Here is a 23894-nt window from a genome sequence, read left to right as displayed (position 1 = left end):
TCAGCATTCTACTAAACTAACAAGGGGCGGGTGAATTTAATTCATGCCGCCCATAACCTCAAATGAAAATGGTAACTGATAGAAACGAGGGAGGAGAATATGTCAGGTCAGGTAGTAGATGATGCGATTTTAGAGGTTTATATTTTTGAATTATCGCAAATGGTTGAACAGCTTGAAACAGTCATTTTGAGCTGTGACCAGGCAGGTGTTTATTCACCTGAAATGGTAAATGATATTTTCCGGATCATGCATACGATAAAAGGATCTTCAAGCATGATGGCCTATCATAATATCGCGACATTGGCACATGTTTTGGAGGATCTGTTTTCTTTGCTGCGCCAGGATACAATGAGGCTCGATGATTACTCGAAGCTTACAGATCTTATGCTTGAAGGAGTCGATTTTATTAAAGTCGAGCTGGAAAAAATCAAAAACAGAGACCCTGTTGATGGGGATTCCAGCTTATTAATCGAACAAGCAAAGAAATATTTGAGCATCATGACCTACAGGATTTCAGGTAAAGCTGGGAAAGAAGCGGAAGTTGTGCAAAATGCTCAAGAACAAGCATCGCCACTACCGGATGCCTCTGGGATGAATCAATATGAAGCAACTGTCCGCCTTGAGGATTGTGGCGGTATGGAAAGTGTCCGGGCGTTTCAAATCATACAGCGTTTTAAGGAGGATATCGAGGATCTCCGCTTTGAACCTAGCGATTTAGAAACGAATTTTGATACTGCCACTCATATTCGCGATCATGGCTTCAAAATTTTTATCAATACTGAAAAGGCGTTTGATGAAGTTGAAAACATTTTTAACTATGTCACCTATGTGGAGTCTTTTGAATTTAGGCAAATCGAAGAGGAACCTTCCAAGCCGGTTTCCGAGCAGAATGTTCAGGAAATCACAGAAACAGCCGAAACGAAACTAGCAGGAACAACCGCAACTAAACAAACCTCGAGCCAATCAAGTTTTATTAGTGTAAATGTTGTGAAATTGGATGAGCTGATGGATATTGTCGGGGAGCTTGTTATTGCTGAGGCGATGGTTACCCAAAATCCAGATTTGCAAGGGCTTGAGCTTGACCAATTTACTAAAGCATCCAGGCATTTGAAAAAAATCATCGATGATATTCAAGACAAGGTAATGTCGATCCGAATGCTTCCGCTCGCAAACACGTTCAAAAAGATGAACCGGATTGTACGGGATATGAGCAAAAAGCTAGGCAAAGAGGTTCATTTGCAGCTTATTGGTGAAGACACCGAAGTCGATAAGAACATTATTGAACATATCTCAGATCCATTGATGCACATTGTTCGCAATTCGATTGATCATGGATTGGAGCCAGTTGAGGACCGGATCGCGGCTGGAAAACCATTAGCTGGGACATTAATTCTTGAAGCGAAGAATGCCGGAAACGAGGTTGTCATTCTGGTCAAGGATGATGGACGCGGGCTTAATAAGCAAAAACTTCTTAAGAGGGCCAGGGAAAATGGAATCCTCTATAAAAATGAATCAGAAATGACAGACAGTGAAATCTATAATCTTATCTTCCTGCCCGGGTTCTCTACAAAGGATAAAGTCACGGAGTTTAGCGGACGCGGTGTGGGGATGGATGTTGTTATGAAGAACATTGGGTCTGTCGGTGGCACTGTTTCTATCGAGAGCCAGTGGGGGAAAGGAACGACCATAATCATCCGGATTCCACTCACACTGGCAATTATCGATGGGATGAATTTAAAAACTGGCAACTCAAGGTTTACCTTGCCTACTACTTCTATAAAAGAATCCTTCCGGCCGGATAAAAGGAATGTCATAACCGATCCTGATGGAAATGAAATGATCATGGTCAGGGGACAGTGTTACCCAATTATTCGTCTGCATAAAAAGCTCGGCATACAAACGGATATAACCGATTTGGAAGAAGGCATCCTCATCATGGCAGACCATAATTCAAGACAAGTGTGCATTTTTGCCGATGAGCTCCTTGGCCAGCAGCAGGTTGTCGTAAAATCCCTGCCGGCTTATTTAAAGAGAATAGGAAATGTAAAAGGGATAACCGGCTGTACGCTTTTGGGTGATGGTAGCATCAGCTTGATCTTGGACGTTACAGGGCTATCAAGCTAACAGATTACTAGAAAGGAGCAGGTGAGATGGCTCAGATCATAGAGGAAGAATTTGAAGACAGCCTGGCGGATAAATTTTTAACATTCAATCTTGAAAATGAATTTTACGGAATTGATATTCGCCATGTCATAGAGATTATCGGTATACAGCAAATTACTGAGGTACCGGAAATGCCGGAATATATTCGGGGAATTATTAATCTTCGCGGAAAAATCATCCCTGTTATGGATGTCCGGGCACGATTTAAAAAGCAACCGAAAGAGTATAACGATAGGACGTGTATCATTGTTATCGAAGTTCATGAGGTTTCTGTCGGTCTGATAGTGGACAGTGTTTCAGAGGTGTTGACAATTTCCCCTGAAAATATTGTACTGCCTCCAGATATTAGCCAGGGTATAAATCGGTATGTGAAAGGCATTGGCAAGGTTGGCGATGATGTTAAATTGCTTTTAAACTGTGATACGTTGCTGCATGAAGACATAGCAGAACAGATAGGACATATTTAAGCAGGGGGTTAATTGAACCATGATGAAATGGTATATCAATATGAAAATAGGCAAAAAACTTCTCTTTGGCTTTTTATCTGTTGCTATTTTCACAGCAGCAATAGGTGTCTATCAGATTATTAATATGAGGCAAATCGACCGGGATTACACAAAGCTTTACGAGGATTATGGTGTAGCGGTTGGAGACATTGGTAAAGTTGGAATCGATTTTCAAAATTCCCGGGCCATACTTCGTGACTTAATTATTGCCAATGAAGTCGATAAAATGGACGAATATAATGCGAAGCTCAAAATATTAGCTGAAGAGCTATTTGAAGAAAGCAAAGCATTTGAAAAATCAATCCGCACGGAAGAAACTCGCCAAACCTTCAACATGCTAAACAGCTCCATCGAGAAATATTTTACGGTAAGGGAACAAATTATTGCTCTTGCCTATGAGAATAAAGATGCTGAGGCCCTGGCTTTGCTCCAATCTGACGGAGTACCACCGGCTGTTGAGGCTGAACTGTATATTAATGAGTTGTTTGACCAAAAGAGGGAACTTGGTGCAGCTAAGTCAGAGGAGTTGACAAAGCTTACTAGCGAAACGGTTACCGTTGTCATTATAATTCTTTCAATTGCAACATTAGCGGCTATGGGAATGGGCCTCTTCATGGCAAAAACAATCAGAGTGCCACTCAAAATGATGGTGGATAATGCTCGCCAGATTGCAAACGGCGATTTGGACTTTGAAGTGGAAATCGAAGGTAAAGATGAAATTGGCCAGGTAGGAGTTGCGTTCCGCGAGGCAGTTGCGAACTTAAATGAAGTTATGAATGAGATCAAGCATGCCACTGAACAAGTAGCAGTAGGATCCAAACAGGCTTCCGAGACCAGTGTCGCCCTTTCCCAGGGAGCTACGGAACAGGCAAGCTCCATTGAAGAGCTGTCTGCTACGGTTGAAGAAATTTCCTCGCAAACAAGACAGAACGCTGATTATGCCGTTGAGGCTAATAAACTGGCCGAGGTTGCCAAGGCAAACGCGATCCATGGAAATGGCCAGATGAACGCTATGCTTAAAGCAATGGATGATATTAATCTTGCATCGGAGAATATTTCAAAAATCATTAAAGTCATTGATGAAATTGCTTTCCAAACGAATATTCTTGCATTGAATGCTGCCGTTGAAGCCGCGAGGGCGGGTCAGCATGGCAAAGGCTTCGCCGTTGTTGCTGAGGAAGTACGTAATCTTGCAGCCCGTTCGGCAAACGCGGCAAAGGAAACAACTGAACTTATTGAAGGTTCTATCAAAAAGGTAGGCGGCGGAACGAAAATTGCCAATGAAACTGCCATTGCCTTAGAAAAAATTGTTGAAGATGTCGCAAAAGTTGCTGATTTAGTAAAAGATATTGCGACTTCATCTAGTGAGCAAGCTGTTGGAATTAGCCAAATCAATCAGGGAATTATGCAAGTATCCCAAGTGGTCCAGGCTAACTCCGCAACATCCGAACAAACTGCCGCAGCCAGTGAAGAATTGTCAAACCAGGCTAGCATTCTGAAGAGCAAGGTTGCTCAATTCAAACTGAGAAGCAATCAGTCCTCAACTTCTTTAAATGGATTAAGCGGATTGAGCCCGGAAATTGTTAGCATGCTGGACCAATTGAATCAGCAGCAAAGACAGGAAATCGAAAGCTCGCTGTCCGAGGTGGCTGCTACAGGCCAAAAAAGTATTGTGTTAAGTGATAATGAGTTTGGAAAATATTAAAGGCAAATAGGGAGAGAGGGTCTATGACTCTCTCTTTCTTTAAGCGGGTGAAAAGATGATCAGTATTACAGACAAAGAATTTAAACAGCTATCCGACTTTATCAAAGCAAACTATGGGATCAATCTAAAGGGTGAGAAGAAGGTCATTATTGAGGGGCGGTTGTTTCAGGTTCTCCAGCAGCTTAATTTTGATAACTATACTGATTACTTCCGTTATGTTCTTGAAGATAAGACAGACCGTGCTGCCTCTACACTTGTGGAGAAAATCACAACGAATCATACGTATTTTATGAGGGAAATGGAGCATTTTCGTTTTCTGCAGAATAATGTTTTGCCGTATTTATCCCAAACGGTTCATAACCGGGATTTAAGAATTTGGAGTGCGGGCTGTTCAACGGGGGAAGAGCCTTATATGCTGGCAATGGTTCTGGATGAATTTTTTGGAACTCAAAAGATGTATTGGGATGCAAAAATTCTTGCAACAGACCTTTCGCCGAAAGTACTGGAAACAGCGGCAAAGGGAGTATATCCGAATACAGGGCTCGCGGCCATGCCAAAGATTTGGAGACAGCTGTATTTTAAAGCCAAAGGTGAAGGACATTCAGAGATTGCAGCCAGAATAAAAAACGAGGTCATTTTCAGGCGGTTCAACCTGATGGAGAGGACATTTCCTTTTAAAAAGAGGTTCCATGTGATATTCTGCCGCAATGTCATGATTTACTTCGACCAAGAAACAAAAATGGAACTGGTTAATAAGTTTTATAATCTTTTGGAGCCAGGAGGCTATTTATTTATCGGCCAATCAGAAACGATTGATAGGGAGGCCTGCCAATTCAAGTATGTCATGCCTTCTGTATATAGAAAAGAATAAGGGTGGTTCAATGCTTACGCATAAGAAAATAAAAGTGCTGGTTGTCGATGACTCGCCTTTATTCAGGGAGGTAATCTCCCGGGGGATTGAATCAGATCCTATGATTCAAGTGATTGCCAAAGCAGGGGACCCTCTTGAAGCGCGCGATTATATTTTAAAATATGAACCAGATGTAATGATTTGCGATATTGAAATGCCGAAAATGAATGGACTCGATTTCATCCGGAGGCTTCTGCCGCAGTATCCAATGCCTGTACTGGTAATCAGCTCGGCTAATTATACTGAGAAAGACGCATTAAATGCAGGAGCTGTCGAATTTATCCCGAAACCTAACACCAATTCGGCTGAAAATGTGAAAAAGTTCATTATCGAGATGGTTCAAAAAGTAAAGATAGCTGCTCGTGGTGCAAAAGCAGAAGAAACAACCATCTTAAGTCCAGTCATCGATCAAACGAAAGTAACTAAATCCAAAATCAAATTGATTTCCATTGGTGCTTCGACAGGCGGCACCGATGCCCTGACAAAAATCATTTCTGCCTTACCAACGTCCGGCATGCCTGGAATTGTTATTGTCCAGCACATACCGCCAGTTTTTTCGCGGATGTTTGCCGAGCGGCTGAACCAGGCCACAGGTTTTACCGTTAAGGAGGCCCAAACTGGTGATATCGTTGAACCCGGAAAGATTCTAATCGCACCAGGGGAAATGCATATGAAAATCAAAAGAGCTGGTTCAAGCTACAAAGTAGTCTGCAGTCAGGGGGAAAGAGTCAACGGCCATTGCCCATCCGTCGATGTATTATTTGACTCAGTCGCCAAAGAGGCAGGCAAGGATGCATTGGGCGTGATCTTAACAGGAATGGGCTATGATGGGGCGAAAGGAATGCTGGCGATGAGGAGAAAGGGAGCCAGAACCATTGGGCAAGATGAAGCATCTTCCGTTGTATATGGAATGCCAATGGCAGCCTTTAATATCGGGGCTGTAGAAAAACAGGCGTCGTTAACGAAGATCCCACAGGTAATTTATTCGATAGTCAGTGGGAAATCGTAAAAATATAGTGCTATCCCAAAAGGGCGTTGAAAGACGACTCCTTAGGGATAGCTCTTTTTGTTGATTAATGAAATCAATAAGCCGTTGATTCCTTTCTTTGTTTCGTGGACTAATCACGATTTTAGGAATGGAGATTAATCTAGTAAATGGGGTTTCGTGGATAAATCTCGGTTTTAGGAATGGAGATTAATCTAGCAAAAGGGGTTTCGTGGATTAATCTCGGTTTGAGGAAAGAAGATTAATCCAGCAAATGGGAGGGTATGTTTCCCAAGGCCCTCAGGTCCGTAAAGTGCGGAGTAAAAGGCAAGGCATTACCAGTCACTACGGTGATTACTCTTCGGAGATTCTTTTTGTTGAGGGAACTTCTTAGATCCATAAAAAAGGTGCCCCAAAATTCTACTTTTGGAACACCTTTTTCTTAATTGGTCTGATTGTTAGCTTCTGAGCTTCGTAAAATAACGATATTTACACGCCGGTTTGATTGCCTGTGGTCTGCGGTATCGTTAGGGAATAGTGGCTTGAATTCACCATAACCAGTAAACTGAAGCCGGCTCTCTTGAATATTTTTCGAAGCAAAGTAATGAAGGACGCTGCTTGCCCTAGCGGAAGAAAGCTCCCAATTTGAGCGGTATGGCGCGTTCCCGATTGGGACGTTGTCTGTGTGACCCTCAATACTTATTGGATTTGGCAAAGCCTTTAGCAGCCCGATAATTGCATTGAGCGTTTTAAAGGAGTTTTCCTTTAGAATGGCATGTCCGGGATCGAACAAGATAACGTCTTTCAGCGTAATTTCAACCCCGCGTTTTGATTCGGACAAGGTGACCACAGCATCAAGGTCATTATTTTTAATATACGATTCCATTCTTCTTTTTAATTCGTCAAGCTCAGGATCCTCGGTTTCACCTTGATCAGGCGGCTCTTCTTCCTTTGGAGGTTCTTCCTCCTGTGCATGATCAATAGGTGTTTCGGGCGGTTCTGTCGATAATCCCTGTTTGCTGCTATCGACATTGGTTCCGGTAAACTCGGTCTTGAAGGAATTCATAATTGCTTCATATTTTGATATGTTGATGCTACTCGAAGCAAACAGGACAATAAACAGTGCGAGTAACAGGGTCAGGATATCAGCATAAGGAAGCAGCCAGGACTCATCAACATGCTCCTCGTGTTCTTCAGGTCGTCTACGCCGTCTGCTGCTCATCGTCTTTTGCTCCATTTTTACTTTCATACTTGAGGCGTTCCTTTGGTGTTACATACACAGAAAGCTTTTTTTCAAGAGCACTTGGGGTGAGTCCGTTGCATATTCCCAGGATACCTTGAATGGTAACAAACTTTAATTCCTGTTCCTGTTTTGAAATTCGCTTTAATTTATTTGCAATCGGATTCCATAGTACATACCCGCAAAAAATCCCCAGCAAGGTGGCAATGAAAGCAGCAGCGATGGAATGGCCAAGCTTATCCACATCGTTAAGGTTGCCAAGTGAAGCGACCAATCCGACCACAGCTCCAAGAACCCCTAGAGATGGTGCATAGGAACCTATCTGTGAGAACATAAGCGCGCCCGTTTTATGCCTTTTATCAATTTCCTCTAGTTCGTCGTGCAATAATTCTTCAATAAAATCATAATTGTAGCCATCAATCAATAATTCAAGGCCCTTTTTGAAGAACGGGTCCTGCGTATCTGTTGATACTTCCTCCAATGCAAGGATTCCTTCTCTTTTAGCAATTTCGGCACAATGTATAATGTTAGAAATTTGCTCTGATTTGGAAGGAAGCTTAGGCTCGAAAAGAGCGACTTTCAGAAGGACAGGAAACTTTTTTGCTTCACGAAAGGGGAAGGCAATTAAAAGAGTAGCTAGCGTCCCGCCAAAGATAATCAGGAAGGCAGCCGGATTATTCAACGCGGAAAGCGAAGCCCCTTTTAAGACCATCCCTACTCCAACTGCAACAAGAGCTATTATAATTCCGATAATACTAGACATCACTTTCTCCTTTTCGTACGGACTTAGTTATAAAACTATTTTAATTGAATCAAAAAAAATCAACAACAGGCAATCAAACAAAATCAAAAAGTTTTTGACAATATTAAAGAAGTTATTGACGAAGAGGCAGCAATCTCGTATTTTGTAAAAGGAAGAGATGATTTTACCAGTATTTTGAATAAACATGTTCGAGGAAGAACACCCATACAGAAAGGTGCCACACACACACTTTCTATCTGCTATAAGGGCAAACATCTCATTATTCTATATCGTCTTTATTTATTAATAGTTTAATTGGATTGAAGCAGATGAAAGTGACAATACCTTACGAATAGGTGGATAAGATGACCGACCTTGAATATGTTGATTTCGCACAACAATTTACACTCCAAACCGGAATAGATTTGGGCAACTATAAACAAGAACAAATTCGAAAGCGGCTGACGCTGCTTTATCATAAAGGCAGCTTTCATTCCATAGGTAACTCGGATTCTCTCCTTTTCAATTCTGGATTTGTTCAAGAGATTACCGGCCAAATGACCGCCCATATAACGGAATTCTATCGAAATCCGGAAATGTGGGAGTACTTGCAGCACTCTGCACTTCCCGGGCTTTTGCGGGAGAGAGCAAGCCTGAACTGTTGGAGTGCAGGTTGCTCTACGGGGGAGGAAGCATATACCCTGGCAATGATTCTTGAAGAGATGGGTTTAGAGACTTATTCCATTGTCGCCTCAGACCTAAACGATTGTCACTTAACGAAGGCCAAACAAGGTTTATACCGAGAGAAAGCACTGGGAAGCCTGCCATCAGGACTAAGGCTGAAGTATTTGAGGAAATTCGGAACTCATTATTCAGTGCACAGGGACATGAAAAAAGCAGTCAACTTTGAACGTCAGAACCTGCTGCATGGCCCGTTTGAATCCGGATTTGATCTAATTCTTTGCCGCAATGTCATGCTGTATTTGACAGAGGAGGCAAACCATTATCTTCTGTTGAGATTAAGTAGTGCCATGTGTCCAGGCGGGATTCTTGTTGTTGGAAGCAGGGATAGCATTCCTGAGCCTGATCGCTATGAATTGATTAAGTTAAATTCTTTCTTTTTTCAAAAGAGGGAAAGAGTTTAATTTGCCTATCAAAATAGTCCAATAGTATCAAAAACTTTGATTATATCAAAAAATGTCATGACTAACATTGGATAGTCAGGTATAATAAGGGTTAAACGTAAACTTTAACCGTTTTGCAGGGGGTTTTTATTTGAATAACCTTCAAGTAACTATCAAAAACAATCAAACAAACAATTGGGATTCTCCAATAAAGAAGTCGCTTAAGCAACCTGATACTCTAACTTCATTTGACCAGATTTTACAAATGCTCCAGGTTAATGTAAATGAAGATGGGCAGGACTCACTTTTAACAGTGGAATCTTCCACTGAAGAAACAGGGGCCATCCCTTCTGAGGAAAAAGAAGAAGTTACAGCACTGTTAGCAGGGTTGCTTGGGTTGTTCAAAGAGCTTCAGAACGTGCTGACTGCTTCCGCTTCAGGTGAAATTGCTCAAGGCGAGCTTGCTGATTCAGCACATCCTGGAGCTATGCAGCTAGCTGGAAAAATTGAAGCAGTAAAAGGACAGCTTGATCTAAGTTCACGTCAGGAGATTTATGAGATACCTGGCATACGTGACCTGCTTCAAAAAGCAGTAAGCTTCCTTGAATCCGAACAAGCACAGTCAGGAGTATTAACAGAATTGGTGGAAGCGTTGGAGCCTCTAATTGCGAATTTACAAGCAAGACAAGACAAGCTGGTTAAAGATGCTCAAGATTCCCGGAAGCCTTCCATTCCCGAACCACAGTCTCCGGAATACAAACCAACCGACGCAAAATTGCCTCTGGATCTAGATAAAAATCAATTATTATTTGCTCCATCAAGCGGATTAAGCAAGCCAACGCAAACGAAAGAAGAAGGGAACCAAATTACGGCCAATCCTTCCTTATACCCTTCAGGAGCGGTAAGCGCACAAAATGATGGAAGCTGGAGTGAACCAACTCCTCCTCCGAAATCAGTGCCTGTTCAATCATTTGTTCCGGAAGCAACTCGAATTCTTGGACAAATTACCGTAAATGCCAATGGACTTCCTGACAAAACCGTTGCCAAGTTTTTACTTTCTCCCGAGCATCTTGGCAAGGTTCAAATCCAGGTTATGCTTCAGGATGGGCAGGTAACTGCTGAAATTATAACGGAAACTTTAGCTGCCCGGGATGTACTTGAGGGACAGTTATCCAGTTTGAAACAAGCCCTGCAGCAGCAAGGGATAGTCGTGAATAAGGTCGATGTGGTCCAGCAGCCTGTACCTGCTGCTGATTCAACTGCACAGGGCTTTTCCTTTTCACAAGGGGGATTCAATTCTCCCCAGGAACAAAAGGCCTTTCAGTCACAAGAGCAAGCATCCACCAAACGTACTAAGTCAATCAAGCTAGAAGAAGCGGATATCGAAAAAGAGATGACTTCTTATACTTATGGAAGTAACTCGAAGAGATCAGTTTCAAGTATTGATTTCACTGCATAGAAGGAGAGACGCACGCATGAGCAATTGGGTCAATGTCAGCAACGCTGCAAATACGGCCTCAATTTTTCGGAACGCCACCCCTTTTGAGGAAAAAAGCAAACTGGGGAAAGACGACTTTCTGAGAATATTAACTACCCAGCTTTCGAATCAGGATCCATCCAATCCGCTTCAGGACCGCGATTTTATCGCGCAAATGGCGACTTTCAGCTCGTTGGAACAGATGACCAATCTGAATCAGTCATTTGAACAGTTTGCAAACTTGCAAATCAGCCAGCATGCTTCGGTAATTGGAAAAGAGATTACTTGGCTGACGGATTCAAGCGGAGCTACAGCCAGTGGTACTGTAAAAGGGATTTCCACGATTGAAGGGAATTATTACTATCTCGTTGGAGAGCAGAAAATTCCGTTGGAGTATGTAACAGAAATTAAAGAAGTGAAATAAACCAAGATTTTAGGAGGGAAATGAATGTTAAAGTCTCTATACTCCGGTGTTTCAGGAATGAAAGGGTTTCAAACAAAATTGGATGTGATCGGTAATAACATCGCAAACGTAAATACGGTCGGGTTTAAAAAAGGCCGTGTCATGTTCCAGGATATTATCAGCCAAAATATTGCTGGTGCTACTGGTCCAAATAATCAAACAGGCGGGATAAATCCTAAGCAAGTCGGCCTTGGTACAAGAATTTCTTCAATTGATACGCTCCACACACCAGGAAGCCCGATGACTACGAACGTTGGGACTGACCTTGCGATTGATGGAGATGCATTTTTCGTTGTAACGTCAGAGGCTGGCCCGAACGCATCCCCTTATTTGACTAAGGCGGGCAATTTCACCCTTGATGCAAGTGGAAACCTGGTTAATTCCAACGGATTTTTTGTAAAAGGGACAACCGATACAGGCCTGGTTGATATTAAACTTTCCAGTGCTGATTACACCTCTTTTTCAATTGACGCCTATGGCTATATTAACGTTGTTGATAAAAATGGCCAAAGTGGCAAGCTAGCTTGGGACGGCACGAACTATTTTATGAATAATGACCCAACTCGCGCCGGCGAAAATATTTCGCTTGCAACTGCTGTTGTACCAAATCCTGGTGGGCTTAGCAAAGTTGGCAGCACATTGTTTGAAGAAACAGGAAACTCCGGTGATGTCTTCGCAGGCAGGATTGAAGATAACCGTGGTGGGCAAATCAATACAGGTATCCTTGAGATGTCGAATGTTGATTTGACCGAAGAGTTTACTGAGCTGATTGTAGCTCAGCGTGGATTCCAGGCAAACGCCAGGACAATCACAACATCAGACTCCATCCTTGAAGAAATTATCAACCTTAAGCGTTAACCGTTCGCATCTTTATGATAAGAGGCCATGAATGGTTATTTAACTCAGGGAAGAGTTAGGGGGAAGGCATTTGGCAGATGTTTTATCTCAACAGGAAATAGATGCCCTGTTATCAGCTCTGCACAGCGGAGATTTTCAAGCCTCCGATATAAACGAACCAATAGATAAAGTGAAAGTATATGATTTCAAACGTGCGATGCGATACTCGAAGGATCAGCTTCGCAGCATTATGCGCATTCACGAAAATTTCACGAGGATGTTTACTTCCTATCTTTCAGCTCAATTAAGGACATTTGTCCAAATTGAAATTGATCTCGTCGACCAGGTAAACTACCAGGAATTCATTGCATCTATTCCGTCCAAGACGATTTTGAATTTGTACGACGTGAAACCGATGGATGGAAAAATGGTGATTGAAACCAATCCCCAGATAGCTACAGCAATGCTGGAACGATTGATGGGAGGGGTAGGGGCTTCCTCTGTCCGAAGTGAAGCTTTGACCGAGATTGAAACAGTGCTCATCAAGAAAATTTTCGTCAAAGTGGCAGAGATGTACCAGGATGTTTGGAAAGGTATTGAGAATGTAGAGGTTCATTGGGAAGCAATCGAATCCAATCCTCAATTCATTCAAATCGCATCTCAGAATGACACAGTGATTATCGTTGCACTGCGTGCGACCATTGGTGAGGTTACCGGGAGATTAACATTATGCATCCCGCATTTAATTGTGGAGCCTATTCTTCCAAAACTGTCGACACAACAGCTGTATTCATCAATGACAACGAAAAAAAATCCTCCGCAGCAGGATAAAATTGTCCAGAACTTAAACACAGTCAATGTTCCGGTCATTGCCGAAGTCGGCAGGGCGACATTATCCGTTTCAGATTTAATGAACCTGCAAATTGGAGATGTAATCGGTATTGACGCTGGTAAGCTGCTTGTAAAAGTCGGCCAATCAACTAGATATCTTGGAAACCCAGGTGTCCAAAAAGGGCGCTATGCGGTCCAAATCGATCATGCAGTTACAATGGAAGGAGATGAATGAATTAATGGGTGAAGGTTCATTATCTCAAGATGAAATTAATGCGTTATTTAATCAAATTGATTCCACTACAGTGTTGTCCATTAGGGATTTCCTAAGCCCTTTGGAGCAAGATGCACTAGGTGAACTCGGTAATATCTCACTTGGAAGTTCAACGACTGCCCTCTCGACGCTCTTGAATCAAAGGGTTGAAATTACAACCCCAACTCTTGCGGTGATTGAGTGGGAGCGGATGGAAGAGTCGATAAAAGAAAACCAGGTAGCAGTCCATGTTGACTATACTTCCGGCCTTCGAGGCAAGAATCTGCTCATGATTAAAGAAAAAGATGCGAAAATCATAGCTGATTTGATGATGGGTGGCGAAGGCATTCCTGCTGAAGGAGATCTTTCAGAGCTGCATTTAAGTGCGGTCCAGGAAGCGATGAACCAGATGATGGGTTCAGCTGCTACATCGATGTCTACCCTCTTTAATCAAAAGGTGGATATTTCACCACCGACGGTTGATGTAATAGGAGTCCCTCCAAAGAAGGTCGAGGATTTAAACGAGGAAATCATTATTGAGGTTTCCTTCAAACTGAAGGTTGGCAGTTTAATAGATTCCAATATGGTTCAATTCATACCGCTATCAGTCGGAAAAGAAATGATTCATAAGCTGCTTAATCCGGGTGATGCTCCTGCACCAACACCGGTTGTGCCTCAAGTACAGCCACAGGTTCAGCCGCCAGTGCAGCCAATCATGCAAACGGCTTCTGTTGCTCCGGTTATACAGCCAGAGCCAACACCTGCTTCGATGGTTCCACCTAATACGAATGTCCAAAGAGTGGAATATGCGACATTTGCTGAACATTCGGTTGGACACTCAAGCAAAGCGAATATTGATTTACTATACGATATCCCATTGGCTATTACCGTAGAGTTGGGCCGTACGCAAATGCCAATTAAAAAAATCCTCGAACTTGGACCAGGTTCTGTCATTCAGCTTGATAAATTGGCAGGAGAACCTGTTGACATACTGGCAAACAACAAGCTGATCGCAAAAGGAGAAGTTGTTGTCATTGAGGAAAACTTCGGCGTCCGGATTACGGATATTGTCAGCCCTATTGACCGTATAAGTAAAATGACTAATTAAACACCGATAGACAATAGGAGGAAGAAATTATGGCAAGGGTATTAATCGTTGATGATGCCGCGTTTATGCGCATGATGCTGAAAGATATACTAACTAAAAATGGACTTGAAGTTGTTGGCGAAGCTGTCAATGGAGTAGACGCTATCGAAAAATTTCAGGAACTGAATCCTGATGTTGTAACTATGGACATCACGATGCCGGAAATGGACGGCATTACGGCAGTGAAACAAATCAGGGCGTTGAACCCACAGGCTAGCATCATTATGTGCTCGGCTATGGGCCAGCAGCCAATGGTATTGGAAGCCATCCAGGCTGGCGCAAAGGATTTCGTTGTTAAGCCATTCCAGGCTGACCGCGTTATGGAATCAATCCGTAAAGTAATCGGTTAAGCAGGACGAACCTTACTGAGCAAGTCTACATTTAACAAGGACCCTGCTAGAGGGTCCTTTTTTAGAAAGAGGGCACGCGTGTGAAAGTACAAGACTCTATTCGGTTGAACTTTGGTGAGCAACGCTTTCCAACACAAGAACGCGGCGCAGTCCAATCCCCAGCCTTTCAATCAATTTTCAACACATATTCAAAGGAACTGACAAAGGAACACCTTCATCAGCTTCTCCAGGATATTGACAGCCAGGGGCAAAAACTGAGCGAAAACCCAACGTTTCAAGAGCTCAATAAGTATAAAAACCTTGTTAAGAGATTCATGGACGATGTTACAAAAAACGGCGTTGGCCTCTACCAGACAGAAAGCTGGGATTTATACGGCGGAAATAAAGTACTGAAGACTGTCCAGGTTATCGATAGGAAAATGGTTGAGCTGACCGATCAAATTCTTAATCAGCAGAATGACCAGCTATCTATTTTGGAACGCATTGGTGAAATTAAAGGGATGCTTGTTAACTTATATACGTAGAAAAGCGAAAGCGCCTTGTCCAGCGCCGTATGGACTGGAGGGCCTCGAAGGAGATAAAGGAAACACGATGAGCGCAAGCGAATCGATGTTGACTTATCGTAACGAGGGGACCGAAGTACACTAGGCGCTAGGCGCTCCTCGAAAAAGCTATCGCTTTTTCTTCGTGCGACGTATATGCTGACGAAGCCTTCCTTGTGGAGCTAGACATTAAAGAAAGGGGGAGAAAGATGATAAGAGGATTGTACTCGGCAGCATCAGGGATGTTCGCGATGGAGCGGAAGCAGGAAGCACTGTCCAATAACCTGGCAAATGCCCAAACACCAGGCTTCAAGAAAGACGATGCCACACTACGTTCATTTCCAAATATGCTAATTTCGAGGATCCGTGATTATGAACAAATCCAAGCCGGTGCTACAGGGATTAAGATTCCTGGCCAGCCAGCTTTGATTGGCGAGCTTTCAAACGGCGTCTATGCCCAGGAGCGGGTTCCAAGCTTTTTACAAGGCTCTCTTGTGGAAACAGGGCTGCCTCTTGATGTAGCAATTAATGACCAAGCATTGCCTTTGGGAACTGTTAACGGCCGGCAAGTTAAAACCGCAGCCTTTTTCACCGTCCAGCTATCTGATGGAACGGTTGGATATACACGGAATGGCAAGTGGGACGTTGATGCAAACGGTCAGCTTGTCACATCTGAAGGTTATAGGATTCTTGGATCGGATGGTCAGCCGATTCAGCTGAATGCAGGTCTTACAAAAGAAGATATCCGAATTAGTTCAGAGGGGCAAATCACACTTTATCCCGGGCGTCCTGAGCAAACTGCGGATGGGGGACAAGTAGGTGTTGCTGTTGCAAATAATCCAAGCGAACTTCGCCGCTTTGGCGGCAGTGTGTTCGTGGCGGACGCTCCTTTGCAGGTAATCGATGTCGGCAATAATCCAGGCTTTTCGTTGAACCAGGGCTTCATTGAACAATCGAATGTCGACCTTGGCCAAACGATGACCGACATGATGACAGTGGTGCGAAGCTACGAAGCTAATCAGAAGGTAGTCGGTGCATATGACCGCTCACTTGAGCAGCTGAACACAATCGGCAGGGTCAATGGCTAATATCTTTTTTAAAAGGAGAACATGCACGTGAATACGTCATTATATATTTCTTCAGGTGCGCTGCACGCCTATCAGCAAAAGCTGGATACGTCGGCAAACAACCTGGCAAATATCAATACACCAGGGTTTAAGCGCCGCGAGCAAAGCTTTTCGGAGATTCTTGCTTCACAGCTGAATAACCAGGTCAGAGGCGATCAGGAACAAGGAAGGTTGACTCCGATGGGCCTTCGGGTTGGCTATGGAACCGTTGCTGGGATGACTCAGCTCGATATGGCGCAGGGCCAGGCGATTGAAACAGGAAGTCCGTTTGACCTGATGCTTGCTGGCAAGGGCTTTTTCCAAGTAAGAACAGGAGATGGTGAAGTCCGTTATACTAGGGACGGAAACTTCCATTTAAGCCCTAATCCTAATAATTCAGGAAGCTATCATCTTGCTCATGCGAATGGTGCGCTATTACTTGACCAAACCGGCAATCCAATTGAACTAAGTGGTGCTGATGAAGTAAAAATCACGGAAAATGGCCAGATTCAGCTTAGAAACAAGCAGACCGGTCAAACTTCGCTTTCCCAGCAACAGGTTGGTGTTGTTGATATTCCGAATCCTTCGCTATTGCAAAATACAGGAGACAATCAATTCGTGATTGACGAAGCGGCTCTCCCTCAGGGATCTGCAGTTGGTGATTATGTACGGGCAATGGAAGCAGGGGAGTTCAAAGTATCAACTGGATTTTTGGAAGGATCCAATGTCGACATCACGAAGGAAATGGCCGACTTGATGACCTCCCAGCGGAGCTATCAAATGAACTCACGGGCAGTTTCCTATGCCGACCAAATGATGGGGATAGCTAATAATATTATGAGGTAGGTAGAATCGGGACGGTGGGGAAACTGTCCCGATTTTTTAATATCTCTAAACTTTAATTTAGTTTAGCCGATAGACTTCGATAAAAGGGTCGTCATTTATGGAAAGTATGGAAGGAGGTATGACCCAATGATTAATAGTAATAGTACGACATTAAGAATCAGCGGCTTGGCATCAGGGATGAATACTGATGAGATTGTTGCCAATCTTGTTAATGTACAAAGCAGCCGCCTTCATAAGATGCAGCAATCGAAAATCTCAATGGGCTGGAAATCAGATGCTTATCGGGATGTGAACAAGAAGGTTGATGAATTCAGGAAGGCTATGGAAGGATTGCGTTTGCAATCAACATTCAATAAGCAGACAGTCACCTCCAGCAGTACAAGTGTCGCAGTTTCATCGGCAGGGACGAGTACAAGGTCAGATTTTGTGATTAACAGTGCGACAATGGCAACTTCAGCGAAACCTGCTATCGCAAGCTTTAATAGTGGGGGACAATCAGTTACGGATCCCTTTACGTTTGTTTTGAATGCAACAGATCCAACTGATCCTTCGACCGGTACAACAATAGAAATCGGTAATGGAACGTTGGATCAAGTGGTTGCCAAGATAAATAGTTACTCCGAAACATCAAGAGTAAAGGCTTCGAATGTGGGTGGAAGTCTTGTACTGACTTCGATGGATGCCGGGTCTGCTGGTAAAATCAATATCTCTAACATCAGTGACCCTAACAATCCTCTTAAATTTGTAGATACAGATATTTCCGGCACGAACGCAACTTCAGGCAGTGTTACGATAAACGGGACCACCATACCTGTTTCATCAAATACTTTCACTTATGAAGGAGTAACTTTTAACCTTAAAAATAACATTACTAGTAATGTTACGATTCAAGTGGGCAGTGATACAGAAGGAATCTTCACCAGCATTAAAACTTTTGTGGATAAATACAACGAACTAATTGCTGATTTAAATGGCAGGCTAACTGAAAAAAAATATCGCGATTACCCACCTTTGCTTGATGAACAAAGGAAGGAAATGAAGGAAACGGAAACTAAGCTCTGGGATGAGAAGGCGAAAAGCGGTTTATTAACTGGAGACTCAACCATTCGTTCCTTTTTGACGGAAATGAGGAACAGCCTCAATTCAGCAGTAGAAGGCCTGCCGGATAGCTTTAATTCATTAAGAGATATTGGCATCAATTTTTCTACTAATTATCGTGATAACGGTAAATTAATTCTTGATGAAGCGAAGCTGAAAGGTGTGCTTCAAACCAATTTTGCAGATGTCAAAAATATGTTCGTAGCAAAAGACACGAATTTAACTGGTACAACTGTAACGAATTCAACTTTGCACCAGAAGAGCGGATTCGCCTGGCGAATCTATGACCGGTTGAACACTGCTGTTACTGAGCTTGGCTCTTTAGCGGGTTCACCAAATTCCTCCGTTGATACAAAAAGCTTCATTGCCAGACAGTTGAAATCGATCGATCAAAATATCGACAGGGAGCAGGATAAAGTCCGTGCTTATGAAAATCGTTTATGGAAGCAGTTCGGTGCAATGGAAAAAGCCCTACAGCAAATGAATTCGCAAAGTTCCTGGTTATCCTCACAATTGGGTATGTAATGATAGCACTGTCTTAAGGAGACTTAAGGCGGTGCTTTTTATTTGCAGATTTGTTTACATATTTTCCTAAACCCTTTCAAATATCGGCCGATAATTAAGACAAGTGGTTGAGTTAGTAACCATGATACTCAATATAAAAAATACCCAGAGCCGCCGGGAGGTTCACAGATGTTGATTATCGGAAGAGAAATTGGACAATCCGTCATTATTGATGATGACGTAAAGGTAACTGCCGTCCAATTTGCTTCAAAACTTCGTTTGACAGTGGAAGCCCCAGAGAATATTTCTGTGATAAGGAAAAAGCCGGGCCATGCCAAAGCTTTTAGAAAGAAAGTTAAATCGGTTGGAGATGCTCTTCAAATCGGCGAGTTTATTAAAGTAACTCTCCTTCAAACCGAGACGGGATTATTGAGGTTCGCCATAGATGCACCTAGAGATGTAAAAGTTTTTCGTGAGGAATTGTATACCTATAGCGGACTGGATGAACAGAAAACTACACAAATCTCCTGAGTAGTAAAAATTATTTTTAGTTGGGGCTAAACTCGTTTGAAGCATGTCCGATAAAAGTAAATGAAAGTTGATAAATTGCTAAACTCTTAATCAAACAAACCGATTAGTAAAATAGCAGCTTATCAAAAAGCAACAAACGCTCACCAGTTAATAGGCCCAAAGGGTTTATTATAAATCATCTTTAAAAGGATCATCCTTTTAAGAAATAAATACCAACATATTAGGAGGAAAATAGAATGCGTATTAACCATAACATCGCAGCACTTAACACGCACCGTCAGTTGAACAGTGCAAACAATGCACAATCAAGCTCAATGGAAAAGTTATCTTCAGGTCTTCGTATAAACCGTGCTGGTGATGATGCAGCAGGTCTAGCAATCTCTGAAAAAATGCGTGGACAAATTCGTGGATTAGAAACTGGTTCTAAAAATGCACAGGATGGTATTTCAATGATTCAAACTGCTGAAGGTGGACTTAATGAAGTACATGACATTCTTCAACGTATGCGTGAGCTAGCTGTTCAATCTTCAAATGATACTAATGTTACTGAGGATAGAACAGCACTTGATAATGAGTTCCAACAGCTGGCAGAAGAAGTGACAAGAATTAAAGAAAAGTCACAGTTTAATAAACAGAACTTATTCGATAAGACAGCAGGCGATGCCGGCGACGGTAAAGTAAATCTTCAAGTTGGTGCGAATAATGCAGATTTAATTCAGATTGATTTTGCAACTGCTGGAGTTGAACTTGAGAGTGTCGAGACTGCATTAGGTACACTAGATATAACAGACTATACTAATTCTCAGGCAGCTCTTACAGCACTTGATACACAAATTGAAAGTGTTTCAAGCGGTCGTTCATATCTTGGTGCTATGCAAAACCGTTTAGAACATACAATAAATAATTTGAACAATGCGTCTGAAAATCTAACTGCTGCGGAATCTCGTATCCGTGACGTTGATTATGCTATAGCTGCCTAAGAGCAGTGACAAGCACAGTCGTCCTAGCTGGTAACGGCTAGCGATTATTATCGGGTGAATTGCTGGAAACCCCTTAGAGCTTTTCTTACCACAACGTAGTTGGAAACAACAAGCGTGATGGTTTGAAAAAAGAAAAGATATGGGCAATCAGCAGCCAAGCTCCTGTCTCGAAAGAGTGGAGAAGGTTCAACGACTAGGATAAACCATCTAAGGCGAAAGCTATGATGATGAAATCCATAGGTGAAACAATGGTCATCAGCATTGTGAATCCGAAGTGCCCGACCCCTACTAGATTGCTAGAGGGTGAAGATATAGTCTAGTCATTTATGAAAATAAATGTTCGCACGATGGCGAAAGAAATGATGAACCAAACTAAGAATTCTATTCTTTCTCAAGCTGCACAAGCTATGCTCGCGCAAGCAAATCAGCAGCCGCAGGGAGTTCTACAACTTCTTCGTTAATAAAATTTAAAAAGGGATTGCCAGTGGCAATCCCTTTTTAATCGATTTGTGAAGCAAGATAAACTATCTCATTCATAGTTAATCCAGTGCGTTTTTTTAGATAATCTATTTTAATAAGTTGTTCTTTTTCTATATTGATCTGATACTTGTTATTATCTAAGCTAAGATTAAGTATTTTATTTCTGTAACACTCATTAAACCAATTTTGAAGAAAGGATTCTGTTTCGATACTTTCTATCATGCCTATAATATCTTTAGTTGGAGCTTTGACTAAAATAGAGGTTGGCAAACTTATCGTTGTTCTTTTTCTATGTGGGAAGAGTGAGCATTCTTTGTTAGTAAAATGATATAATTTTCTATTCATTGAAGAATGCATAAGGGGTCTTACTTTATTAAGAAAAAATAAAATTTCCTTCTGATTATATAGACATAATCTATTCTGTCCATCTAAGGAAAAAGTAAGTTGGAATTTTTGTTTCAAAAGCTCAATTAAAGTAGTATTTTCCTCATATGAAAAATTGTCTGATGACAGAATTATCTTTCTAACTCTGTTTCTATTGCATATGGCAAGGTGTCCATCATCTTGATACCACCACGCAAGTCCTGCTTCATCTAAAACCTCAGAGAGAATTTCAAGTGGAATCACTTTTTTGTTTTCCTGATACCAGAGTTGTTTGAGTAATCCGAATAGAGGTGATGTTTTAGATTGAACATATACAGATTCTGAATACCCTTTTTCTAACCGTGAATCTAAAGTAATTCGTTTCTTTGGAGGCGCTAAAGGAATATACGCTTTTAAGGATTCATAGCAGTTGTTACACCATTCATGGTCAGAATAACAGTGTTGAAAACGAAAACGTGGCTGCCGTTGTTTTTCTATAGTTAAATTTCCATCTCCAAGTAATTTGCCAAAAATTAAACTAAGGACTCCCATTGGTACAAATTCTGTAAGTTTTTTTAACATCCTTCTCCACTCCCCTAAAGACACGGAACGTTTGTTCTATATCCTTAATATACCAAACTTTAAGAAGAGTTAAAACAATATCCAATTATTATCGGGTGATGGCCTGTACGAAGGTAAGTTACCACCCTAGAAATAATAGAACATCGTTGGTAATTTCATTAACAAGACTGCCTTTTATCATGACAAATTTGCTCCTCTCTTATTCTCTCAATTAATTAAACATTCGCTACCATTAACCGATAACAGTAGTAACCATAATATGCCATGGAGGGGATACCATGCTGGATAAGATTACGCTTCACAACCAACTGCGGATGGATACAAATATTAAGCAGGAAATTGATGTGCCAAAGGTAAAAGAAGTAGCACCTATAAAGGAAGAGCTTCGCGAGGAACATCCGTCAAAAAAGCAAACAGAAAAAGTCGTTAAGAGTATGAATGAATTTTTGACTAGTTCCCAATCACACTTGAAATTTGAATATCACGAAGGATTGCAGGAGTACTATGTAACGCTCATTGATGATAACACCAACCAGATCCTTAGAGAAATACCTTCAAAGAAGCTGCTTGATATGTATGCAGCGATGTCCGAATATCTCGGCCATTTGATTGACCGCAAGGCATAATTGCAGACCCTAGACTGAGGCGGTGAACAGATTGTTCCCACAAATACGCATCAATCAAACACACGCACAAATCGGTCTGCGCAAAACAGAACCCATCCAGGAACTGGAGCAAAGACCAGCGCAGCTAGCTTTAAAGCAACAGCCAGCCCAAATGTCGATTGACCGCAAGCCGGCAGTATTAGAAATTAACCAGGAACAATTAAGATATGATCTCAATATGAAGACTCCTAGCACCTTTTCTACTGAAAATGCAGCTGAAGCGAGGAACGCAGCGTTAGAAGCTGTCGCCACAATATCGCAAGAAGGCGATCAACTGGCAGCGATTGAACATAAAAAGGATGCACTCAACAATATAATAACGAGCAAAGTGAACCCGCGACCTGCTGACACAACGATAAAGTTCATTCCGAGCCATGGTTCAGTAAAGTTAAATTTTACTCCGACTGAACTTAAAATCAATTGGGAGCGTGGCGGCGTCCAGGCAGACTATACCCCTTTTGAAACAGTCCACAACTACACACCTGGTAAAATTGAAGTCTACCTAAGGCAAAAACAGCAGCTTGAGATCGACTTTGTCGGGCTAAATGTTAACAGCAAATCATAATGCAAAAGCAGCGTTCCTACATCGGAACACTGCTTTTTTACATTTTTTTATAAAAAACACTAAACATTCTTTACTAAATATCCGATAATAGAAAGGAAGTGATAGGAGGGATTACTATGCGGATCAATGACATGAAATATGGGTTCCATTCCTACCAGAGTCAACAGAACCGTTCAACTATAAACAATACAGATAGGAAGTCATCTCCTTCTGCGGAAGTTAAGATTTCTGCGAAGGGACTTGAGATTTCCAAAGCAATGGCTAATGGCCAGGCGGAGCGCCAGGCACGAATTCAGGAACTCAAAACACAAATCGCAAGCGGTACCTACAATGTAGATAGCTCTAAAGTAGCTGACAAACTACTTGGTTTCTGGGCAAATGAAGGAGAATAGGAGTGACGCAGATGGCGCCTCTTACAGATTTAATAGATATATTGGAAAAAATGCATGAAGAGCACCAGCAGTTGTTAGAGCTGGCCAAAGAGAAGCGGGAAGTTCTGATTTCAGGGGATACTGAAATGCTTCAGAGCCTGCTGTCTAGAGAAGCAAGACTTTTGGAAGCAGTTGGGGTTCTCGAGCGTGAAAGGGAACAGTTTGTTAAGGATTATCAAACCAGTAATGGACTGGAAGGTACATCTTACACACTGGACGAACTTGTCGAACATGTTCATCAACCTTTCTTGAAAAATCGCATTACTTCCGCAGCCTCGAAACTCCGCAATGTCATTCAGGAGTTAAGCCTTGCAAACAAGGACAACCAGCAATTAATTCAAACATCGTTGTCCTATTTGCACTACTCGATCGGTTTGTTTGCTGGAAAGGAACAGACGTCAGGGTACGGGCCAAATGTAAAAAAACGATATTCAAGTATGCTAGATGCAAAAATATAGATTTAAGTTT

At 42.1% G+C, this 23894-nt stretch carries 26 protein-coding genes; 23 read left to right on the top strand and 3 right to left on the bottom strand.

Features of this window, described 5'->3' with window-relative positions; translation table 11 throughout:
* Positions 1 to 99 precede the first annotated feature (99 nt).
* From AM500_RS22795 to AM500_RS22775, 5 genes are read left to right on the top strand one after another with little or no spacing between them, the layout of a single operon-like run.
* Positions 100 to 2124, top strand: coding sequence for a chemotaxis protein CheA (locus AM500_RS22795; RefSeq protein WP_053601267.1), 2025 nt, complete (start codon positions 100 to 102; stop codon positions 2122 to 2124).
* Between the two features lie 26 nt (positions 2125 to 2150).
* Entirely contained in the window at positions 2151 to 2630 is a 480-nt protein-coding gene (locus AM500_RS22790; RefSeq protein ID WP_053601266.1) for a chemotaxis protein CheW, read from the top strand.
* 19 nt (positions 2631 to 2649) lie between these two features.
* The gene (locus AM500_RS22785) at positions 2650 to 4374 is read left to right on the top strand and encodes a methyl-accepting chemotaxis protein (RefSeq protein WP_197282638.1); all 1725 of its coding nucleotides are present in this window, start codon (positions 2650 to 2652) and stop codon (positions 4372 to 4374) included.
* A 55-nt stretch (positions 4375 to 4429) separates the two neighbouring features.
* Positions 4430 to 5245: a CheR family methyltransferase gene (locus AM500_RS22780; protein ID WP_053601265.1), complete on the top strand. Its 816-nt coding sequence runs from the start codon at positions 4430 to 4432 to the stop codon at positions 5243 to 5245.
* Between the two features lie 10 nt (positions 5246 to 5255).
* The gene (locus tag AM500_RS22775) at positions 5256 to 6293 is read left to right on the top strand and encodes a protein-glutamate methylesterase/protein-glutamine glutaminase (RefSeq protein WP_053601847.1); all 1038 of its coding nucleotides are present in this window, start codon (positions 5256 to 5258) and stop codon (positions 6291 to 6293) included.
* A gap of 418 nt (positions 6294 to 6711) precedes the next feature.
* Here AM500_RS22775 and AM500_RS22770 read toward each other — a convergent pair whose 3' ends face one another.
* Both AM500_RS22770 and AM500_RS22765 read right to left on the bottom strand, forming a co-directional pair.
* Positions 6712 to 7518, bottom strand: coding sequence for a flagellar motor protein MotB (locus tag AM500_RS22770; RefSeq protein ID WP_082347352.1), 807 nt, complete (start codon positions 7516 to 7518; stop codon positions 6712 to 6714).
* Complete coding sequence (locus AM500_RS22765; protein WP_053601263.1) at positions 7472 to 8272, bottom strand: MotA/TolQ/ExbB proton channel family protein; 801 nt, start codon at positions 8270 to 8272, stop codon at positions 7472 to 7474. The genes AM500_RS22770 and AM500_RS22765 overlap by 47 nt, the downstream gene beginning before the upstream one ends.
* Before the next feature lie 344 nt (positions 8273 to 8616).
* Here AM500_RS22765 and AM500_RS22760 point away from each other — a divergent pair, with 344 nt between their 5' ends.
* The 14 genes from AM500_RS22760 to AM500_RS22695 all read left to right on the top strand — a co-directional run bounded on the left by AM500_RS22760 (position 8617) and on the right by AM500_RS22695 (position 20801).
* The gene (locus AM500_RS22760) at positions 8617 to 9396 is read left to right on the top strand and encodes a CheR family methyltransferase (RefSeq protein WP_053601262.1); all 780 of its coding nucleotides are present in this window, start codon (positions 8617 to 8619) and stop codon (positions 9394 to 9396) included.
* 130 nt (positions 9397 to 9526) lie between these two features.
* On the top strand, positions 9527 to 10834 hold the full coding sequence (locus AM500_RS22755; protein WP_053601261.1) for a flagellar hook-length control protein FliK: 1308 nt from the start codon (positions 9527 to 9529) through the stop codon (positions 10832 to 10834).
* 16 nt (positions 10835 to 10850) lie between these two features.
* Complete coding sequence (gene flgD, locus AM500_RS22750) at positions 10851 to 11276, top strand: flagellar hook assembly protein FlgD (RefSeq protein WP_053601260.1); 426 nt, start codon at positions 10851 to 10853, stop codon at positions 11274 to 11276.
* 24 nt (positions 11277 to 11300) lie between these two features.
* On the top strand, positions 11301 to 12173 hold the full coding sequence (locus AM500_RS22745) for a flagellar hook-basal body complex protein (protein ID WP_053601259.1): 873 nt from the start codon (positions 11301 to 11303) through the stop codon (positions 12171 to 12173).
* Between the two features lie 70 nt (positions 12174 to 12243).
* Entirely contained in the window at positions 12244 to 13218 is a 975-nt protein-coding gene (fliM, locus tag AM500_RS22740; RefSeq protein ID WP_053601258.1) for a flagellar motor switch protein FliM, read from the top strand.
* 4 nt (positions 13219 to 13222) lie between these two features.
* The gene (gene fliY / locus AM500_RS22735; RefSeq protein ID WP_053601257.1) at positions 13223 to 14344 is read left to right on the top strand and encodes a flagellar motor switch phosphatase FliY; all 1122 of its coding nucleotides are present in this window, start codon (positions 13223 to 13225) and stop codon (positions 14342 to 14344) included.
* 26 nt (positions 14345 to 14370) lie between these two features.
* Entirely contained in the window at positions 14371 to 14733 is a 363-nt protein-coding gene (locus AM500_RS22730) for a response regulator (protein WP_156319882.1), read from the top strand.
* Positions 14734 to 14813: 80 nt separating this feature from the next.
* Positions 14814 to 15257: a YaaR family protein gene (locus tag AM500_RS22725; RefSeq protein WP_053601255.1), complete on the top strand. Its 444-nt coding sequence runs from the start codon at positions 14814 to 14816 to the stop codon at positions 15255 to 15257.
* Between the two features lie 227 nt (positions 15258 to 15484).
* Entirely contained in the window at positions 15485 to 16363 is an 879-nt protein-coding gene (locus AM500_RS22720; protein ID WP_053601254.1) for a flagellar hook-basal body protein, read from the top strand.
* A 27-nt stretch (positions 16364 to 16390) separates the two neighbouring features.
* Positions 16391 to 17227 (top strand): flagellar hook-basal body protein, encoded by an 837-nt coding sequence (locus tag AM500_RS22715; RefSeq protein WP_053601253.1) that lies wholly within the window; start codon positions 16391 to 16393, stop codon positions 17225 to 17227.
* Between the two features lie 126 nt (positions 17228 to 17353).
* Entirely contained in the window at positions 17354 to 18850 is a 1497-nt protein-coding gene (gene fliD, locus AM500_RS22710) for a flagellar filament capping protein FliD (protein WP_053601252.1), read from the top strand.
* Positions 18851 to 19018: 168 nt separating this feature from the next.
* Positions 19019 to 19360, top strand: coding sequence for a carbon storage regulator (locus AM500_RS25985; protein WP_053601251.1), 342 nt, complete (start codon positions 19019 to 19021; stop codon positions 19358 to 19360).
* Positions 19361 to 19596: 236 nt separating this feature from the next.
* Complete coding sequence (locus AM500_RS22700) at positions 19597 to 20340, top strand: flagellin N-terminal helical domain-containing protein (RefSeq protein ID WP_053601250.1); 744 nt, start codon at positions 19597 to 19599, stop codon at positions 20338 to 20340.
* A 326-nt stretch (positions 20341 to 20666) separates the two neighbouring features.
* A complete protein-coding gene (locus AM500_RS22695; protein WP_053601249.1) occupies positions 20667 to 20801 on the top strand; it encodes a flagellin in 135 nt (44 codons plus the stop codon).
* A gap of 37 nt (positions 20802 to 20838) precedes the next feature.
* On the opposite strand, the gene AM500_RS22690 is transcribed toward AM500_RS22695, so the two are convergent.
* Complete coding sequence (locus AM500_RS22690) at positions 20839 to 21765, bottom strand: hypothetical protein (protein ID WP_053601248.1); 927 nt, start codon at positions 21763 to 21765, stop codon at positions 20839 to 20841.
* Positions 21766 to 22043: 278 nt separating this feature from the next.
* On the opposite strand from AM500_RS22690, the gene flaG reads away from it, so the two are divergent.
* The 4 genes from flaG to AM500_RS22670 all read left to right on the top strand — a co-directional run bounded on the left by flaG (position 22044) and on the right by AM500_RS22670 (position 23884).
* Positions 22044 to 22391, top strand: a complete 348-nt coding sequence (gene flaG, locus AM500_RS22685) for a flagellar protein FlaG (protein WP_053601247.1) — start codon at positions 22044 to 22046, stop codon at positions 22389 to 22391.
* A gap of 31 nt (positions 22392 to 22422) precedes the next feature.
* A complete protein-coding gene (locus AM500_RS22680) occupies positions 22423 to 22995 on the top strand; it encodes a DUF6470 family protein (protein WP_053601246.1) in 573 nt (190 codons plus the stop codon).
* A gap of 116 nt (positions 22996 to 23111) precedes the next feature.
* Positions 23112 to 23387 (top strand): flagellar biosynthesis anti-sigma factor FlgM, encoded by a 276-nt coding sequence (gene flgM, locus AM500_RS22675; RefSeq protein WP_053601245.1) that lies wholly within the window; start codon positions 23112 to 23114, stop codon positions 23385 to 23387.
* Between the two features lie 11 nt (positions 23388 to 23398).
* Positions 23399 to 23884: a flagellar protein FlgN gene (locus AM500_RS22670; protein WP_053601244.1), complete on the top strand. Its 486-nt coding sequence runs from the start codon at positions 23399 to 23401 to the stop codon at positions 23882 to 23884.
* Positions 23885 to 23894 lie beyond the last annotated feature (10 nt).

This window comes from Bacillus sp. FJAT-18017, from assembly GCF_001278805.1.
Classification (GTDB): Bacteria; Bacillota; Bacilli; order Bacillales; family Cytobacillaceae; genus Bacillus_D.
The sequence above is the reverse complement of the archived record's forward strand: the minus strand, read 5'-3'. Positions and strand labels throughout refer to the sequence as shown.

Coding starts and splice junctions, on each gene's coding strand:
- AM500_RS22790 (WP_053601266.1), top strand. CDS start 2,151: ATGGCTCAGATCATAGAGGAAGAATTTGAAGACAGCCTGGCGGATAAA.
- AM500_RS22770 (WP_082347352.1), bottom strand. CDS start 7,518: ATGAAAGTAAAAATGGAGCAAAAGACGATGAGCAGCAGACGGCGTAGA.
- fliY (WP_053601257.1), top strand. CDS start 13,223: ATGGGTGAAGGTTCATTATCTCAAGATGAAATTAATGCGTTATTTAAT.
- AM500_RS22720 (WP_053601254.1), top strand. CDS start 15,485: ATGATAAGAGGATTGTACTCGGCAGCATCAGGGATGTTCGCGATGGAG.
- AM500_RS22760 (WP_053601262.1), top strand. CDS start 8,617: ATGACCGACCTTGAATATGTTGATTTCGCACAACAATTTACACTCCAA.
- AM500_RS22785 (WP_197282638.1), top strand. CDS start 2,650: ATGATGAAATGGTATATCAATATGAAAATAGGCAAAAAACTTCTCTTT.
- AM500_RS22670 (WP_053601244.1), top strand. CDS start 23,399: ATGGCGCCTCTTACAGATTTAATAGATATATTGGAAAAAATGCATGAA.
- AM500_RS22795 (WP_053601267.1), top strand. CDS start 100: ATGTCAGGTCAGGTAGTAGATGATGCGATTTTAGAGGTTTATATTTTT.
- AM500_RS22690 (WP_053601248.1), bottom strand. CDS start 21,765: ATGTTAAAAAAACTTACAGAATTTGTACCAATGGGAGTCCTTAGTTTA.
- AM500_RS22780 (WP_053601265.1), top strand. CDS start 4,430: ATGATCAGTATTACAGACAAAGAATTTAAACAGCTATCCGACTTTATC.
- flaG (WP_053601247.1), top strand. CDS start 22,044: ATGCTGGATAAGATTACGCTTCACAACCAACTGCGGATGGATACAAAT.
- AM500_RS22775 (WP_053601847.1), top strand. CDS start 5,256: ATGCTTACGCATAAGAAAATAAAAGTGCTGGTTGTCGATGACTCGCCT.
- flgD (WP_053601260.1), top strand. CDS start 10,851: ATGAGCAATTGGGTCAATGTCAGCAACGCTGCAAATACGGCCTCAATT.
- AM500_RS22700 (WP_053601250.1), top strand. CDS start 19,597: ATGCGTATTAACCATAACATCGCAGCACTTAACACGCACCGTCAGTTG.
- AM500_RS22765 (WP_053601263.1), bottom strand. CDS start 8,272: ATGTCTAGTATTATCGGAATTATAATAGCTCTTGTTGCAGTTGGAGTA.
- AM500_RS22745 (WP_053601259.1), top strand. CDS start 11,301: ATGTTAAAGTCTCTATACTCCGGTGTTTCAGGAATGAAAGGGTTTCAA.
- AM500_RS22695 (WP_053601249.1), top strand. CDS start 20,667: ATGAAAATAAATGTTCGCACGATGGCGAAAGAAATGATGAACCAAACT.
- fliD (WP_053601252.1), top strand. CDS start 17,354: ATGATTAATAGTAATAGTACGACATTAAGAATCAGCGGCTTGGCATCA.
- flgM (WP_053601245.1), top strand. CDS start 23,112: ATGCGGATCAATGACATGAAATATGGGTTCCATTCCTACCAGAGTCAA.
- AM500_RS25985 (WP_053601251.1), top strand. CDS start 19,019: ATGTTGATTATCGGAAGAGAAATTGGACAATCCGTCATTATTGATGAT.